At 46.5% G+C, this 15,349-nt stretch carries 13 protein-coding genes; 11 read left to right on the forward strand and 2 right to left on the reverse strand.

Annotation, left to right across the window (positions count from 1 at the left end; genetic code table 11):
* Positions 1 to 216: 216 nt before the first annotated feature.
* The 6 genes from L1D44_RS19315 to L1D44_RS19340 all read left to right on the forward strand — a co-directional run bounded on the left by L1D44_RS19315 (position 217) and on the right by L1D44_RS19340 (position 9,038).
* Positions 217 to 2,976 carry a TonB-dependent receptor gene (locus L1D44_RS19315; RefSeq protein ID WP_239892909.1) on the forward strand — a complete coding sequence of 920 codons (2,760 nt, stop codon included), beginning with the start codon at positions 217 to 219 and terminating at the stop codon, positions 2,974 to 2,976.
* Between the two features lie 142 nt (positions 2,977 to 3,118).
* Positions 3,119 to 5,638, forward strand: coding sequence for a prolyl oligopeptidase family serine peptidase (locus L1D44_RS19320; protein ID WP_239892910.1), 2,520 nt, complete (start codon positions 3,119 to 3,121; stop codon positions 5,636 to 5,638).
* A 59-nt stretch (positions 5,639 to 5,697) separates the two neighbouring features.
* Positions 5,698 to 7,125, forward strand: coding sequence for an alkaline phosphatase (locus L1D44_RS19325; RefSeq protein WP_239892911.1), 1,428 nt, complete (start codon positions 5,698 to 5,700; stop codon positions 7,123 to 7,125).
* A 152-nt stretch (positions 7,126 to 7,277) separates the two neighbouring features.
* Positions 7,278 to 7,973 (forward strand): aquaporin Z, encoded by a 696-nt coding sequence (gene aqpZ, locus L1D44_RS19330; RefSeq protein WP_239892912.1) that lies wholly within the window; start codon positions 7,278 to 7,280, stop codon positions 7,971 to 7,973.
* Between the two features lie 134 nt (positions 7,974 to 8,107).
* Complete coding sequence (locus tag L1D44_RS19335) at positions 8,108 to 8,488, forward strand: DUF2750 domain-containing protein (RefSeq protein WP_239892913.1); 381 nt, start codon at positions 8,108 to 8,110, stop codon at positions 8,486 to 8,488.
* 157 nt (positions 8,489 to 8,645) lie between these two features.
* Entirely contained in the window at positions 8,646 to 9,038 is a 393-nt protein-coding gene (locus tag L1D44_RS19340) for a hypothetical protein (protein WP_239892932.1), read from the forward strand.
* A gap of 76 nt (positions 9,039 to 9,114) precedes the next feature.
* On the opposite strand, the gene erpA is transcribed toward L1D44_RS19340, so the two are convergent.
* Positions 9,115 to 9,465, reverse strand: coding sequence for an iron-sulfur cluster insertion protein ErpA (erpA, locus tag L1D44_RS19345; protein ID WP_012154245.1), 351 nt, complete (start codon positions 9,463 to 9,465; stop codon positions 9,115 to 9,117).
* Entirely contained in the window at positions 9,458 to 10,261 is an 804-nt protein-coding gene (locus tag L1D44_RS19350; protein ID WP_239892914.1) for a DUF6776 family protein, read from the reverse strand. Before L1D44_RS19350 ends, erpA begins: the two co-directional genes overlap by 8 nt.
* A 61-nt stretch (positions 10,262 to 10,322) precedes the next feature.
* Here L1D44_RS19350 and L1D44_RS19355 point away from each other — a divergent pair, with 61 nt between their 5' ends.
* From L1D44_RS19355 to L1D44_RS19375, 5 genes are all read left to right on the forward strand, one after another.
* A complete protein-coding gene (locus L1D44_RS19355) occupies positions 10,323 to 12,044 on the forward strand; it encodes a chloride channel protein (protein ID WP_239892915.1) in 1,722 nt (573 codons plus the stop codon).
* A 742-nt stretch (positions 12,045 to 12,786) separates the two neighbouring features.
* On the forward strand, positions 12,787 to 13,107 hold the full coding sequence (locus L1D44_RS19360; protein WP_239892916.1) for a c-type cytochrome: 321 nt from the start codon (positions 12,787 to 12,789) through the stop codon (positions 13,105 to 13,107).
* The gene (locus L1D44_RS19365) at positions 13,107 to 14,333 is read left to right on the forward strand and encodes a molybdopterin-dependent oxidoreductase (RefSeq protein WP_220768137.1); all 1,227 of its coding nucleotides are present in this window, start codon (positions 13,107 to 13,109) and stop codon (positions 14,331 to 14,333) included. Before L1D44_RS19360 ends, L1D44_RS19365 begins: the two co-directional genes overlap by 1 nt.
* Positions 14,333 to 14,722, forward strand: a complete 390-nt coding sequence (locus L1D44_RS19370) for a cytochrome C (RefSeq protein ID WP_239892917.1) — start codon at positions 14,333 to 14,335, stop codon at positions 14,720 to 14,722. The genes L1D44_RS19365 and L1D44_RS19370 overlap by 1 nt, the downstream gene beginning before the upstream one ends.
* A gap of 1 nt (position 14,723) precedes the next feature.
* On the forward strand, positions 14,724 to 15,131 hold the full coding sequence (locus tag L1D44_RS19375) for a cytochrome c (RefSeq protein WP_239892918.1): 408 nt from the start codon (positions 14,724 to 14,726) through the stop codon (positions 15,129 to 15,131).
* Positions 15,132 to 15,349: the final 218 nt, after the last annotated feature.

The raw sequence follows: 15,349 nt of genomic DNA on the forward strand, positions 1-15,349 counted from the left end.
GATATTAAATAGACATATAAACAACAAATAAACGACCCGCCTTCGATTGCTGCAAAGCAACAAATTAATTACAACTGGCAGCAGTTGACTACCAGCAGAATTTCAATTGGAAACTCGACAGTATTCCCCCTAGGAATGATTCACTTTAATCGGCTTAACAATAGATAAATACGGTTTGGGTGTTTAGGGAAATTATAAAAATAAGGACTGCAATCAATGAAAACAAAACTCTCAGCATTGAGCCTAGCCATCAGTATGGCAGCGCTAACCCCCTCAACCTTATTGGCGGCCGAAGCGGCAGACAAGAATGACGCTAAACAAGAGATGGAAAAAATTGAGGTTACAGGCTCACGTATTAAACGTGCCGACTTCGAAGGCGTCGCACCAGTAACAGTTATTACTGCCGATGATATTGCCAACAGCGGCCTAAACTCGATTTCAGAAGTGCTGCAATCATCTGTTGCTAACACCGGTGGTTCATTAAACGGCGAAAGCGATGGTTTTACCGATAGCGCCAGCTCTGTCAACTTGCGCGGTATGGGCGCAAACCGTACTTTGGTGTTAATTAACGGTCGTCGTCAAGCCTCTTTCCCTAGTGCAGCAGGCGGCACCTCAAACTTTGTTGACGTCTCAGATATTCCTACAGCAGCCGTGCAGCGTATTGAAATTTTAACCGGCGGCGCATCGGCTATTTACGGTTCAGACGCAGTTGGTGGTGTAGTGAACATCATCTTAAAGCAGAGTTATGAAGGTGCAAAGGTCGCTGCCAAGTATACCGAACCCACGCAGGGGGGCGGAGAACAGTTAGATCTGTCTTACCTACAAGGCTTTAATACCGACAAGAGCCAAACCTTGTTGATGCTTGAATATAAGAAAGTCGAGTCGATTCAGACTTATCAGCGTGATGACTTGTACAGCCCTGCTTACTATGAAAATGAGGATGGTGAGCTTACCTGGGGCGCAGGCCCTTATGGCGACGCAGCGCCTTCAAGTTGGTCGTCAAGAATTACCGATTACAGCAAAGTTTATCACGACGATAAATACGTTAACCTCAGTGAGCAGCAATGTAGTGAACTATTTGGTGATAAAGGTATTTACAGACCCGACTACAAATATGGATGTTACTATGATAAGTACGCCGATCGCGGCCTTCAGTCGGCTTATGACCGTGTCAACCTCGTCCTAAACTCAACTTACGATTTAAATGATGATTGGCAGCTTTATGGCATGATCAACGCCTCTTACAAAGAGTCGACAAAGTACAAAGATGAAAAGGGTTTCGGTACCAGCATCTATCAAGATGAAGCCACGGGTGCGCTCAGTTATGACAAATACGAGTTTGAAGATGACAACCGCTTCTACCTTGCCCGTAGAATGGAAGAGTACCCAGGGCCACGTACCTATGATACCCAAAACACTAAAGCTGCGATCTCATTTGGCGCCGATGGTACTATTGGTGAGTACGAGCTAGATCTGTCATGGTCGAGCAGCTACAACAAGTATGAGAAGCAAAACCATCATATGGTAAGCGCAGATGCACTACTCGATATTGTCACCTTCGATCCAAATGATGCCGATCCATCAAAGTGGTACCCACATAACGAGCTCACGACTGAGCAAGCAAACTTGTTAATAGCGGATTCGACCAAAAATTCAGATTCAAGCATGCACCAGTTCCAAGCGGTATTCACAGGTGACCTAATGGAGCTGCCAGCAGGTACTGTAGGCTTTGCGACCACTGCAGAGTGGGCCCGTGAAAGCTATGAAGATACCCTAGATGAGGTCACATCAAGTGGCGGCTTAATCGGTATGGGTGGCACTGGCGGTAAGGGCGATCGTGATCGCGTTGCCGTAGCGGGTGAAGTACAAATCCCACTACTTGCCGATATCACTGGGGTTAAGTCGTTGGACCTTTCAGCAGCGCTGCGTTACGACCAATACTTAGATGATTCAGATGTTGGCGGCGCAACCACGCCACAGGTGGGTCTATCATACCGACCAATTAAAGAGGTGATGGTTCGTGCCAATTGGGGTAAGAGCTTTAGAGCACCCGATATGCACCGCTTATATGCAGGTCGAACTATTGGATTTGGTGGAACCGAATACTCACATCCCACTATTCCCAATGAGATTTATGAAGATGATTACCGCTCAATTACTCAAGGTAACTTGAACCTTGAAGAGGAAAAGGGTGAGTTCTGGAACTTAGGTTTTGTGGCTAATATTACCGACAATGCCGATATCACGGTCGACTGGTGGAACATCGAGCTTGAAGGCGCAGTAAAGACTATCTCAACCGATGAGATGCTAGCTGATCCTGCTTATTATCAAACTGGTAACTACAACAGCTGTGAAGAGATGGATGTTGTGGGCTACCTAACTGAACTTGATGATGACAATATCGAGAACATCGCCTGTATGCGTAAAGGTCCAATCAACAGCGCTTATGAAGCCTCTGAAGGTATCGACACTAGCTTTAACTATCGTTTCCCTGAAACCGCTATAGGTGATTTTAAGTTCAAGGTTGCCGCCTCTTACTTAATCAAGAAAGAGTACCAAGAACGTGTAGATAGCGACATTGAAGAGCAGACCGAAACCGATTACTTCCCGAAATGGAAAGGTAACGCAAGCCTGAGCTGGAACTATCAAGACTTTAGCGCAACCGTTGCTTACTACTACACAGGTGAAGCACAGGGTGTCGACCTGTTCGAATACCTAGATGAAAATGGTGATGATGTTGAGTCTATGGAGACCGATACCCTAGATGCGTATCAAATCGTCAATATTACATTGAGCTACAACGCTCCTTGGAAAGGTAAGTTCACCGCCGGTGTTAAAAACCTCACCGATGAGATGCCACCTTTATACGACGTCCGTAACGATAAACATAATGACTGGCCTTTCTATGAAGATGATAACAGCAGCTACTCAGCAGTTGGCCGCAGTGTCTTCTTTGGTTACTCACAGAAGTTCTAATCTCGTTAACTCCTAGGCAAGTTGAAGGCACTGAACTCAACTTGTTTGGGGGGTAAATCTCCCTTTTATTACGAGAAACAAGCGCCCAATTTTGGGCGCTTATTTTTCCCGCTGATCACTTTCCTATTATCAGGAGATAAGAATGTCTCGAAACTCGCTCTTAATGTATGCCCTGATAGCCATCAGCTTGTTGCTGTTCTTCAGCTCAAATGCGATGAGCAATAGCTACCAATTACCAAGTCAAGCCCTACAAGATGTCGTAGAGCAAACAAAGAATGTAAGCACTCGCTTATCTAGAGACAAACAATGGCTTGCGATATTAACACCAAGAAAACACCTTTCAATCGAAACCTTAGCCCAGAACGAACTCAAGCTTGCAGGCCTTAGAGCCTCACCAGAACAGTTAATCCCAAGCCGAATCAAGTACAGCTATTTAAGTGTCGAGCTGATTAATCTTAGTCAGCTAACAGCCGATGCAAAGCCTATCACCATACCACTACCAAGCGGGATGCAGATGACCAATGTCAGCTTTTCCCCTAACAGCCAATACTTGAGCTATATGGGCTTAACCGAGCAAGGTGCCGATCTATTTATTTACGATCTAGTAAAACAGCAAAGCCATAAACTCAATTCAACAAAGCTCAATGCCACCCTTGGCCTTAAATACATCTGGAAAAATGACAGCAAGGGAGTATTCACTAACCTTGCAACGCCAGTATTTACAGCAAAAGAACAAGTCGCCATCGCGCCCTACATCAGCGAAACCTATGGCAAGAAAGCGCCACGCAGAACCTATCAAGACCTGCTTAAAACCCCACAAGATGAAGCCGAATTTGCCGCACTAACCACCAGCCAGTTGGCCTTTATCTCACTCAATGGCGATGTTCAGCCCATCGGCGGTCCCGCCATCAATATCAGCTACAGTCTGTCGCCAAACGATAAATATTTAGTGGTAAACCGTATCGCAGCGCCGTTTTCTTATATGGTGAAATACTACGACTTTGCTCAGTCGGTAGAACTGTTTAGCCATACGGGTGACAAACTGAAAACATTGGCGCAGTTAGAGAGCAGTGAATACCGTCCACCGGGCAGCGACTCGGTACGCCAAGGTCCGCGCATGATCCATTGGCGCAGTGATAAACCAGATACCCTCGCCTTTGTTCAAGCCCTCGATAAAGGCGACAGCCGCATTAAAGTCGCCTATCGCGATCAACTACTACAGCTAAAAGCCCCTTTTAATCAAAAGCCTGTGCCACTAACCAAGACCCCTTGGCGGATCAGTAAAATAGAGTGGGGAGAACAAGACACAGCCCTTATCACTGAGCGACAATCAGATAAAAAGCAGATGCGCGTGAGTCTGCTAGATACCTCACCTAGCAGCGACCAACAGCTATCTACCTGGTATCAAAAAGCGATCCGCGATACCTATAATGCCCCTGGTAGTCTTTATCGCCAGAATGCCAAGCTCAATGGCAAACACTTGGGGCGAGTCTTCAAGCTATATAACAATCAGCTACTGCATTATGGTCTCGGCGCTTCACCTCAGGGTTATCAACCTTTTTTAAAGTCATCACCACTGGCCTCTATTGAGGGGGAGCAAAACATCGCTAAGCCAAGCACCCTCTGGCTGTCATCGAAGGAACAGTTAGAAAGGGTGAAATATATTGTTAAGCTTGAACCACTCACGCTGATTATCAGCAGGCAAAGCCCTGATACGCCATCACACCTAGTCATGCTAGAGGTGGAGTCTGGTAACGAGCAACTACTATATCAAAACTCCCATCAGCTAGAGGCCTATCAAGGCATGACCCGCCAGTTGGTAAACTTCAAGCGTGATGACGGCTTACCCCTATCGGGTGTGCTTTATCTGCCAGCAGGTTACCGCGCTGAAGATGGGCCATTACCTGTGTTGATGTGGGCTTATCCCCGCGAATTTAAAAATGCCGAGGTCGCCAGCCAAGTTAACTATTCGCCCAATCAATATAATCAAATTAGCACTAAGGGCCCTGTAGCCTATACAGCTAAAGGGTTTGCCATCTTCGATAAGGTTGCCATGCCTATTGTTGGCGAGGGTAACAATAAACCCAACGATAGTTTTCGCCGTCAGTTAGTCGCAAACGCTAGCGCTGCTATCGATACCTTAGTGGAGATGGGGGTAGCCGACAGGGAACGTATTGCCATAGGCGGCCACTCCTATGGCGCCTTTATGGTGGCTAATCTGCTTGCACACTCAGATCTGTTTGCCGCAGGTATCGCAAGGAGCGGTGCATATAACCGTACATTAACGCCCTTTGGTTTTCAGCATGAAAAACGTAACTTCTGGGAGGCGCCTAGCCTCTATCAGCAGATGTCGCCCTTTACCCATGCCGACAAGATCGATGAGCCATTACTGCTGATGCATGGCGAAATGGACTCAAACTCAGGCACCTACCCTATGCAGTCCGCCAGACTATTCAAGGCGATAAGAGGTCTAGGAGGGCAAGCTCGCTTAGTGACCTTCCCCTATGAGAGCCATAGCTATAAGGCTAAAGAGTCGATTATGCACATGTTATGGGAGCAAGAAAACTGGCTAGAGCGTTACCTGAAAAGTCCAACACTTGCCAGAGGAAGTGCCCACTTTTCACCTAGCCAGCCGGACAAATCAAAAGTGACATTTCATTAAAAGCGCCGATGGTTAACAGAGTTAGCCATCGATTTTTTGACATTAAGGATAGCCAGAGTATGACTAACTTAACCTCGACTGCTCGTTTCTTTACCATTTGTTCAGGCCTTCTTTGCGCCAGCCTATGCAGCACCGCCCTGTTAAGCAAAGAGGCAGGGGCTGAAACTCACGCTCCCTTTGCCCCCATTATTGCAGCCGAATACCTACCAAAAAATATCATCTATCTAATTGGTGACGGTATGGGCCCTGCTTATACCAGCGCCTACCGCTACTATAGCGATAACCCGCAAACCCAAAGGGTCGAGAAGACGATCTTCGATAAGCTACTGGTCGGCATGTCGAGTACCTATCCAGACGATGACACCTATGTCACCGATTCTGCAGCGGCCGCGACCGCGCTCGCCACCAGCTATAAGAGCCATAACGGCGCGATTTCGGTAGATCATCAAGGCGGGCCTTTCCCGACACTACTGGAGATGGCAAAAGCCCAAGGCAAGACCACTGCCGTCGTGGTCACATCGCAGATAAATCATGCCACCCCAGCCAGCTTTTTAGCCCATAACGAAAGCCGCCGAAACTACGAGCAAATAGCCGATAGTTATTTGAGTAATCTTATCGACGAGCGCCCGGTCGCCGATCTCATGCTTGGCGGCGGCGCTCAATATTTCGCTCGCGATGACCGAGATCTGACCTTAGAATTTCAAGAGTATGGCTACCAGTATATCGACAGCCTTAGCGATCTCAGTAGCATCGAAAACCTGCCCGCCCTAGGGCTGTTTGCCCCCAAAGGTTTACCCTATGCGATTGAAAGCCAAGATCCGCTCAGGCTAACAACCATGACCCGCAAGGCGCTCTCCCTGCTATCGAATCAAGAAGCGCCCTTTGTAATGATGGTAGAGGCAAGCCAAATAGATTGGTGCGGTCACAGCAACGATATCGCCTGCGCGATGAATGAGATGCACGACTTTGCAAATACCTTGAGCTTAGTTAAGCGTTATGTCGATACCCACCCAGACACCTTACTCATTGCTACAGCGGATCACTCAACGGGCGGCTTAACCTTAGGGCGTGAAGGCACTTATCAATGGCAAGGCCAGCTGCTGCATCAGGTTCACAGCCTACCCAGCACTATTGCTCAGCGGATCGTTGCGAGCCCTGAGGTTCTCAATGACTTAGCCACATTTAGTGCATTTTTGCAGCCCCATATCAGTATTGCGATTGAAGAGCGAAAGTTAGACGGGCTAAGAAATAAGCTCAATTCGCGACTATCGCACCATAAGCACAAACAGCAAATCACTGACGATATAAAACAAGCTATTGATAAGTTGACCTATACTGGATGGACGACCGGAGGCCATGACGCTATCGACGTACCAATTTACGCCTATGGCCAGGGCGCTCTGTACTTTAGCGGTCATAAAGATAATACCGAGATAGCCGCAACCTTGATTCAGATGGTGCAAGCTGAGCGCTATAAGCAGTTATAGATTGTTAATGCGATAGCTAGTAGCAACAATCAAATTCGCTTTATAACTATTCACCTCTTTATTTAGTAAGACGTAAAGTAATCCGGTCTTATATTAAAAGGCGGCAATCGATTTACTGCCAATGGAATAATACCAATTCAAGGAACTGTTTTATGAATATGAACCAGAAAATGACTGCCGAGTTTATCGGTACACTTTGGCTTGTTTTAGGTGGCTGTGGTAGTGCCGTCTTAGCCGCAGCTTTTCCTGAGGTTGGCATTGGTTTACTTGGAGTAGCATTTGCGTTCGGTTTAACCGTACTCACCATGGCATTTGCTATAGGCCACATCTCCGGGTGCCACTTAAACCCTGCCGTTTCGATTGGCTTATGGGCGGGTGGGCGCTTTCCAGCCTCTGAGTTGCTGCCCTATATTATCGCTCAGGTTGCAGGCGGCATCGCTGGCGCAGGGATTTTATACCTAATTGCATCAGGCCAAGATGGCTTTAGTCTGTCTGCAGGCTTTGCTTCAAACGGCTACGGTGAGCACTCTCCAGGTGGCTATAGCTTAACCGCAGCGCTGATTTGTGAAATAGTAATGACCCTGTTCTTCTTGCTGATCATCCTTGGCGCTACCGACTCTCGTGCACCAAAAGGTTTTGCGCCGATAGCCATTGGACTCGGGCTAACCTTGATCCACCTAATCAGTATTCCCGTGACTAATACCTCTGTAAACCCGGCTCGAAGCACTGGTCCAGCGCTATTTGTCGGCGACTGGGCAGTCTCGCAGCTTTGGCTATTTTGGATTGCCCCAATAGTTGGTGCGATACTCGCTGGAATGATTTATAAAGTCTTCGACGCTAAAGAATAGTCAGCATAAACAAAACAGAGCCTAAAGCGGCTCTGTTTTCTTTTTCAATGGCCTGCTAGGTGCTATTATCCGTTTAATCGGCGCGTTATCCTTGTTTCAAGGCTCGCCTCATTTAATATTAAGAGATGTAAACCATGAGCAACAAAAACAAAAGCCTTAAACAAATCACTGAAATGACACCAGAATCTCGTTACGACTACCTAGTCGAGCAAGTTAAAGAGCATAAAACTCTGTGGTCATTACAAGATTTAGATGGCTGCGTAATGCTGACCACCGAAGAGGAAGACTGCATTCCTATGTGGCCAACTGAAGAAGCGGCTGCACTTTGGGCTGTGGATGACTGGCAAGATTGCCAAGCATTAGCTATCCCAGTTGATGAATGGTTAGAGCGTTGGGTTCCAGGTATGCAGGACGATGACCTTTTCGTTGCCGTATTCCCAGTACAAGATGACTTAGGCGTAGTGATCCCACCACACGAACTTGAAGATCGCCTTACCCCAAAAAAACGTCACTAATCACTGCTTAGATTATTGATTACGGCTAGTGCCACAAACGCACTAGCCGTTCTTTAGCTTTCTGTCTGCTACACCGAATAGAATAATAAGAACAAGGGAGTAGAAAGTGGATACCAATAAGCCAACCACACAGCCCGATACCACCAGCAAAGTCGGTATGCCTAAACGCCTTATCGCCCTGCTCAGCTTTTTTGTGCTGATCTCAGTAAGCGGATTGCTCGCTAAGCAAGGGGTACTCTTCTGTATCCTGACACTCTTTATGGTCGTTGCCATTATAGGCAAACAAAAAGCAGGACTTATCATGTTGCGGGTATACACCTCGTTACAGCTGGCGATTGTGAGCGTACTCCCTATCGTCCTTTACGATCCTGAAAACCTCGCCGCATCGGGTCCATCGAGTTTTGCTATCGGCAGCTTCAAGACACAGCTTCCCGACTGGCTTGTGTTTGCTATTCTTATCTTATTAGCGATTGTGCAGGTGTGGATCGCCTTTAACCGAAAGGTAGGCCGGTATTTTAACCGAGAGGTCAATCTCAACATTATGCGTTAATCTCTGGCGTTTTCCAGACACAAAAAAGCCGTCAAATGACGGCTTTTTTCGTGACTCGATTGACCTAATTAACAGGTTAGACCGAGAAGCTAGCACCACAACCACAGGTAGTCGTTGCGTTTGGATTCTTAACGAAGAAGCGTGAGCCTTCAAGGCCTGAAGTGTAATCCACTTCGCCGCCAACAAGATACTGCAGGCTCATTGGGTCAACAACCAACTGAACACCTTGCTTCTCTACGGTGAAGTCACCTTCGTTCACCTTCTCGTCAAAGGTAAAGCCATACTGGAAACCTGAGCAACCGCCACCCGTTACATATACACGTAACTTAAGTGCGTCATTTTCTTCCTCTTCGAGCAAAGTTTTTACTTTTGAAGCCGCCGCATCGGTGAAACGGATTGGCAAAGCATCTTCAGCTTGTTCAGTCATTACTACCTCTTACTTCTGTTTGCTGTGCAGAATTATCTAATACCTGAGTACTTTGTTCAAGTAATATGCCCTGCTCTTTTTCATCCACAAGTAAATCTTGTGCACTATATTCCTGTTCAGTTTGTGATCCCTTAGTCCAGCGGCTGGCTGGCACAATCACTTTGGCCTTCACTCTAGACAAGCTAAAGCCCTCAGGCAATGTAAATTCGCCCTCTAGTACCTGAAAATACCTAAATTTGAACTTAAATGAGGCATCACTCAAATCTGATAACTTAAGAGTAACGGTTTTCCCCTGCTGCAGACCGACTAGGGTGATCTCACTGCGCCCGGACAAAGAGCGCTTACGCTTCTCTAATTGTGTCAGTACCAACTTGAGGCGATACTGTCTTGGCTCGAGGCTAGGAGTCAACTCTAAGCCGTTAATGGCGACACCGTCTGCATTGTTTTCTGGCGCCATCACACTGCGATAAAAGGCCAGCTCACGTTCCAACTCTTTTTGTTTAGCATTTTGCTCAACGAACATCGCCTGCATGTTGCTATTGGCTTCTCGCTCTAATGCGAGTTCGATATTGCGTGCCGCCAATGTTTGCGCCTGTAACTGCAGCTCTTGCATGTATTGTTCGCTGTTATCCGCTTGAGTCTGTGCTTTGGGCAGATAATTCGCCTTCGCCACATCGTAACAAAGTGCCCCTAGCGCAAAGGCAACGATAAGCAAAAGCAATAAATAAACGCTGGAGGGTCTAATTTGTCGTTCAATCACTTGCAAGCGATCGACCCAACGATGATAATTTGGCATTAAGTAACAGCCCCTTAATAAAAAATGCCACATTTTGAAATCAATGTGACAAACATAAATTTTGGAAATTTCTGTGCATCAAACAATCGTTAAGAAGCGAGAGCAATTTCAAAAATACTTACATACCGACCTTAAGGATATTCTTTCTCAATCTAAGGTCAGTGTGCAACTGTGTTTGCTCGCTTTGCTTTTTGCACTCTTCGCATCCGGTGTCATTCTTCTTTTTAGGTTATTACTGGTCTGGTGCGACACCTTCACCAAAACCCAAGAGCTGAATTTTACGGACATCATCGATGACTGGCGAGTATTATTACCCCTTTTGGGCTCATTTTTAATCTGGGGTGTCGCAAAAATGGGATCTCAGCGTTATAAACGTATGGGTATCGCCTATGTGATCCATAGAGTAAAACTGCATTACGGTAAAATTCCACTGCAATCTGCACCGGGACAGTTTTTCCAAGCGCTATTCGCACTTGCCACCAACTTCTCTGTAGGCCGAGAAGGCCCTGCTATCCATTTGGGAGCCGTCAGTGCCAGTGTGTTAGCAGAAAAGTTTAAACTCCCCGATAACAGTGTTCGTGTCATGTGTGCCAGTGGTATCGCAGCTGGTATTGCCGCTATTTTTAACGCTCCGCTCGCCGCGGTTATTTTCGTTTTTGAAGTGGTGCTTAGGGAGTATAAAATTCATTACTTCTTCCCTATTATGCTTTCGGCCATCTGCGGCGCGCTCAGTAGCCAGTTGGTATTTGGTGACGTTCATGAGTTCGATCAAATTGGCGTTGCTGCTATCCCACTCAGTCAATATCCACTACTTGCAATATTCGGAGTGGTCCTTGGCTGTATCGCAGCACTCTTTAATACCAGCCTATTAAAAATCACCGCCATCGGCCAAAAGTGGCCTCTTCTCAATCGACTATTACTCGCAGGTACAGTGACCACTTTAGTTGGCCTAGTATTACCGCAAGCGATTGGTAGCGGCGAGCTGGCCATTGCCGAAACCATTAACCAACACCCAAGTATTTTATTCTTAAGCGCTATTTTAATCGGCAAGATCATCGCCACTATCGCCGCCATCGGGCTAGGGATCCCCGGTGGGCTCATCGGCCCTCTTTATGGTATAGGCGCCCTTCTCGGTACCATTTTAGCGTTGGTGAGCGCGCTCATATTTCCCAGTATCGCTCCCTATATTGGCCTTTATACCATTATCGGTATGACAGGCATGATGGGCGTATGTTTAAGCGCCCCGTTAGCCGCATTGGTGGCGCTTATTGAACTGACCAATAATGCTTCCATCATATTGCCCTCTATGTTTGTGGTGATCCCCGCCTTCTTGATTGCCCATCAAGGTTTCAAGACCAAGTCTATCTTCTTCAAGCAGCTGGAGATCATGGGACTGGGCTATAAAGTTGCACCAGTTAACCTCGGGCTACAAAAAGTTGGTGTTCGCCACCTTATGGACAAGCGTTTTGTGATTGTCGCCGACAATGACGAACTGCTACTAGAAGTGCTCAAGCGTGCAGAGGGTCGTTCAGTACTGGTTAGAAATGCTCAAGGGAAAGTTGATATGCTGCAACTCGAGCTGCAAGCCAGAGATGAAGACACCACCTTGACTCGCCACCCTATTCAAGGCCTTCCCGATACATCAACCCTCAATGAGGTCTACGGGATCCTTGCTAAAGAGCGCCGAGGTGAGGTCTATATCTATCAAGAGTCCAGCGAACAGATTGTTGGGGTGATTAACTGGGTTTCGCTACGAAAAGAGATCCGTTCAGGACAAGCGTAAACTGACTATCGTTACCTAATCTTATTAAGAGAAACTGATGACAACGACTAGGACTCTGTATAAGCCCTCCTTGATAATTGCTTTATCCGCACGATTTCTCCCGTTTCCGGTTTATTTAGATGCAGTTTGGCTGCGCTCACTCAAAACAAAGTCAGTACCATAAATAACAGTCTCAGGCGAAAGCAGTACTTTTGAAAAATTTCCAACCCATCATTATCATCTTTAACATCTATTATTTAATTCCGCTTACATCGCTAATCGACTGTTAAAATAGCACTTAATATTGCCAAATTAGCAATCGAAAAAGCTTACAACTCAGCCACGATTAATCGCATATTCTCACCTCTTTAGTGACACAAACAGCCTAAATCTTAGACGATTCACCTAGACAAACTTATTGCCATCAAATACAAAACCATAGAACAATAATAAAGCAACAATCACCACACAATTCCCCTAGTTTGAATTCCTACCTCCTAATTGAAACAAAAACAGACAAACTGCTTATTTCTTCATCATTTTCACAACTTTTTAGATTTTTTCACAGGCTTATCATCACACTTTTGGGTAGTTTTACGACCTCAAACGCTTTCATTTACGAATAACGAAAACCAGTACACGAAAGCATTGATAAAAAAACGTTGCTGGGTCGTAACTGAGTGACCACACCCAATAACCCGATGTAAAGGTAAAGCAGTCTTTCAAGTGGCGCTTAACAACATCATCCCGAAAAGGGCACACAATGAGTGTATTAAATAATAAATTAGCAGCATTAGTCCTGCTCTCTGCCTCAACGGTTGGCTTTAGCAGTCAAGCCGTAGCGGAGGACTATCAAAAGCTGCTCAACATGTGTATCGCATGTCACGGAGTTGATGGAAGTAACGATTTTGCTTCGATCCCTAATTTAAAGGGACAAAACGTGCAATACATGGTTGGACAACTAAAAAACTTTAAAGCAGAAAAACGCCAAGATAAGACAATGAGTAAAGTCGCCAAACTGTTAACCGAACAGCAGATGCAGGCAATGGCGGAATATTTCAATACGGGTAAGGAACAAGACTAATGGCTATCGATAGACGTAATTTTTTAAAGGGCGCAGCAGCGACCTCTGTAACAGCCATGCTGCCTCTAAACTGGGCCTTTGCATCAAACCGCCCAGCCGGTATTGAGCCAATGGACGTATCAGCGGTGAAGTGGAAGAGTGTTGATGACTTACCAAGTCACTTCAAAGTACTTAACTCAAGCCCGCTTAATGCTTTCCCTCCAGAGCACCTGCTCGCTCCAGTAAAAACGCCTGCGGATGTCGCCTTTATTCGCTGGAACGGTAAGATGCCCGAGTTCGACAAGATTGATCCAGATACTTGGGAGTTCACCGTTGACGGTGAGTCAATCGAAACGCCAAAGACCTACACCATTGCCGAGCTAAAGAAGAAGTTCAAAACCCACACTCAGCAACTCGTTCTAGAGTGTGGTGGTAATAGCCGCGAGAACTTCTACCCAAATGCTAAGGGTAATCAGTGGAGTAACACTGCAGTATTCTGCGCAGAGTGGACTGGCGTATTGATTAAGGACGTTCTTGCCGATTGCGGCGTGAAGAGCGATGCGGTTTATACCGCTCACTACGGTGCAGATAAGCACATTAGTGGTAAAGGCGCAGCCATCTCTCGCGGCGTACCTATCGATGCTGCCATGAATGAAAACGGCATGATTGCCTGGGGCATGAACGGCGAAGATATTCCATACATGCATGGCTACCCGCTACGTATCGTATTCGGCGGCCGTCCGGGTTCTGTTTCACAGAAATGTGCAACAGGTATGGGTGTTCGAGATCGCGTACACGACGGTAAGAAGATGGAATCACCAGCTTACCAAGTACCAAAGTACCCAGTAGCACCAGGTGAAAAGGTTGATAACAAAGACTTTAAGATCATCGAAGAGATGATTGTTAAGTCACTAATCACAGCACCACAAACGGGTAGTGAATTAGCTTTGGGTAAAACACTTTCTGTGAGCGGCCATGCTTGGGCCGGTATGCGTGATGTAGCGAAGGTTGAAGTGAGCTACGACTACGGTACAACCTGGCAGACTGCAGCTTTAACTAAGCCTGTGAACCCAACAGCGTGGCAACAATGGAATATCGATCTTAAGTTACCACAAGCTGGCTACTATGAGATTTGGGCTCGTGCAACTGATACCAAGGGCGACACCCAGCCTATGGTTCAACCACAGTGGAACCCGAAAGGCTACCTATTCAACGGCTGTCACCGAGTGGCAGTAAGGGTCGTATAATGAGAAAGACTCTGTTTACGGCAAGCTTGCTTGCCTTAAGTTGCCTCTCTCCTGCGATGGCTGCCGATGCAGCCAAAAGCTACCCAGTTGACCCCGAGTCAGGCCTAATTATGGCGCCGGGTTGGGAGATGGTGAACTATCAGTGTAACGCTTGCCATACTAGTTTGATTATCCCGCAGAACAAGGGTAACCGTGAAGTTTGGCGCGATACAATTCAGTGGATGGTTGATACCCAAGGCTTATGGGATCTTTCTGATACATGGGATCCAGTACTCGACTACCTCTCGACCTATTACAACGAGACGGGGATCGACATGAAGATCTTTAGACGTAAGCCGTTAGATAGCGACCAGATGCCGCCAATGCCAACTTCGACTAAGGAGAATTAAGATGGTAAATCATTATTCGAAGTCTTTATTAGCCGCCAGTCTATCTTTAATGGTACTAAGCACATCGGTACAGGCTCAAGGTACATCCTTTAAAGATACCCTCGCACTGCAAGGGTTAAAACTGGAGTCTAGTGCACTGAATTATCAAGCCGATGCAAGCAAAGGGGAAACGCTGGCGAATCAACGCTGTATCGCTTGCCATGGCGATGCCATGCTTGGCATGATGAAGACTTACCCAGACCTTAAAGGCCAAAAAGCCGCTTACCTATTCAAGCAGCTGGTTGACTTTAAGCGTGGCGATCGCAGCGATCCCTTAATGCAAGGTCAGGCGAGTATGCTGTCTGAAACCCAAATGAAAGACATCGCTTATTACTACTCGACGCAAACCGCATCGAACTTGAGTAAATAGCCCTAATCGGCGCTTAATATTCATCCTAAGCACCGATAAATATCAGCAAAAGCCCAGATAATTAAGCTATCTGGGCTTTTTTCTTAAGCTCCATCCTTGTTGAGTCAAATCCTTCATATCCCCCTTTTGCCCTCGCCACAGAGGTAGCAACAATTTAATAACAAGACCAAGTGTAGTAAGATGAAGCTTTAGTTGATTAGCGCCAGACTTAAAGGACT

Origin of the sequence: Shewanella sp. Isolate13 (assembly GCF_022398325.1) — a bacterium.
Taxonomy (GTDB): Bacteria; Pseudomonadota; Gammaproteobacteria; order Enterobacterales; family Shewanellaceae; genus Shewanella.

Excerpts from the sequence above, each read along its gene's own strand:
- L1D44_RS19315 (WP_239892909.1), top strand. The coding sequence starts at position 217 with ATGAAAACAAAACTCTCAGCATTGAGCCTAGCCATCAGTATGGCAGCG.
- L1D44_RS19320 (WP_239892910.1), top strand. The coding sequence starts at position 3,119 with ATGTCTCGAAACTCGCTCTTAATGTATGCCCTGATAGCCATCAGCTTG.
- L1D44_RS19325 (WP_239892911.1), top strand. The coding sequence starts at position 5,698 with ATGACTAACTTAACCTCGACTGCTCGTTTCTTTACCATTTGTTCAGGC.
- aqpZ (WP_239892912.1), top strand. The coding sequence starts at position 7,278 with ATGAATATGAACCAGAAAATGACTGCCGAGTTTATCGGTACACTTTGG.
- L1D44_RS19335 (WP_239892913.1), top strand. The coding sequence starts at position 8,108 with ATGAGCAACAAAAACAAAAGCCTTAAACAAATCACTGAAATGACACCA.
- L1D44_RS19340 (WP_239892932.1), top strand. The coding sequence starts at position 8,646 with ATGCCTAAACGCCTTATCGCCCTGCTCAGCTTTTTTGTGCTGATCTCA.
- erpA (WP_012154245.1), bottom strand. The coding sequence starts at position 9,465 with ATGACTGAACAAGCTGAAGATGCTTTGCCAATCCGTTTCACCGATGCG.
- L1D44_RS19350 (WP_239892914.1), bottom strand. The coding sequence starts at position 10,261 with ATGCCAAATTATCATCGTTGGGTCGATCGCTTGCAAGTGATTGAACGA.
- L1D44_RS19360 (WP_239892916.1), top strand. The coding sequence starts at position 12,787 with ATGAGTGTATTAAATAATAAATTAGCAGCATTAGTCCTGCTCTCTGCC.
- L1D44_RS19365 (WP_220768137.1), top strand. The coding sequence starts at position 13,107 with ATGGCTATCGATAGACGTAATTTTTTAAAGGGCGCAGCAGCGACCTCT.
- L1D44_RS19370 (WP_239892917.1), top strand. The coding sequence starts at position 14,333 with ATGAGAAAGACTCTGTTTACGGCAAGCTTGCTTGCCTTAAGTTGCCTC.
- L1D44_RS19375 (WP_239892918.1), top strand. The coding sequence starts at position 14,724 with ATGGTAAATCATTATTCGAAGTCTTTATTAGCCGCCAGTCTATCTTTA.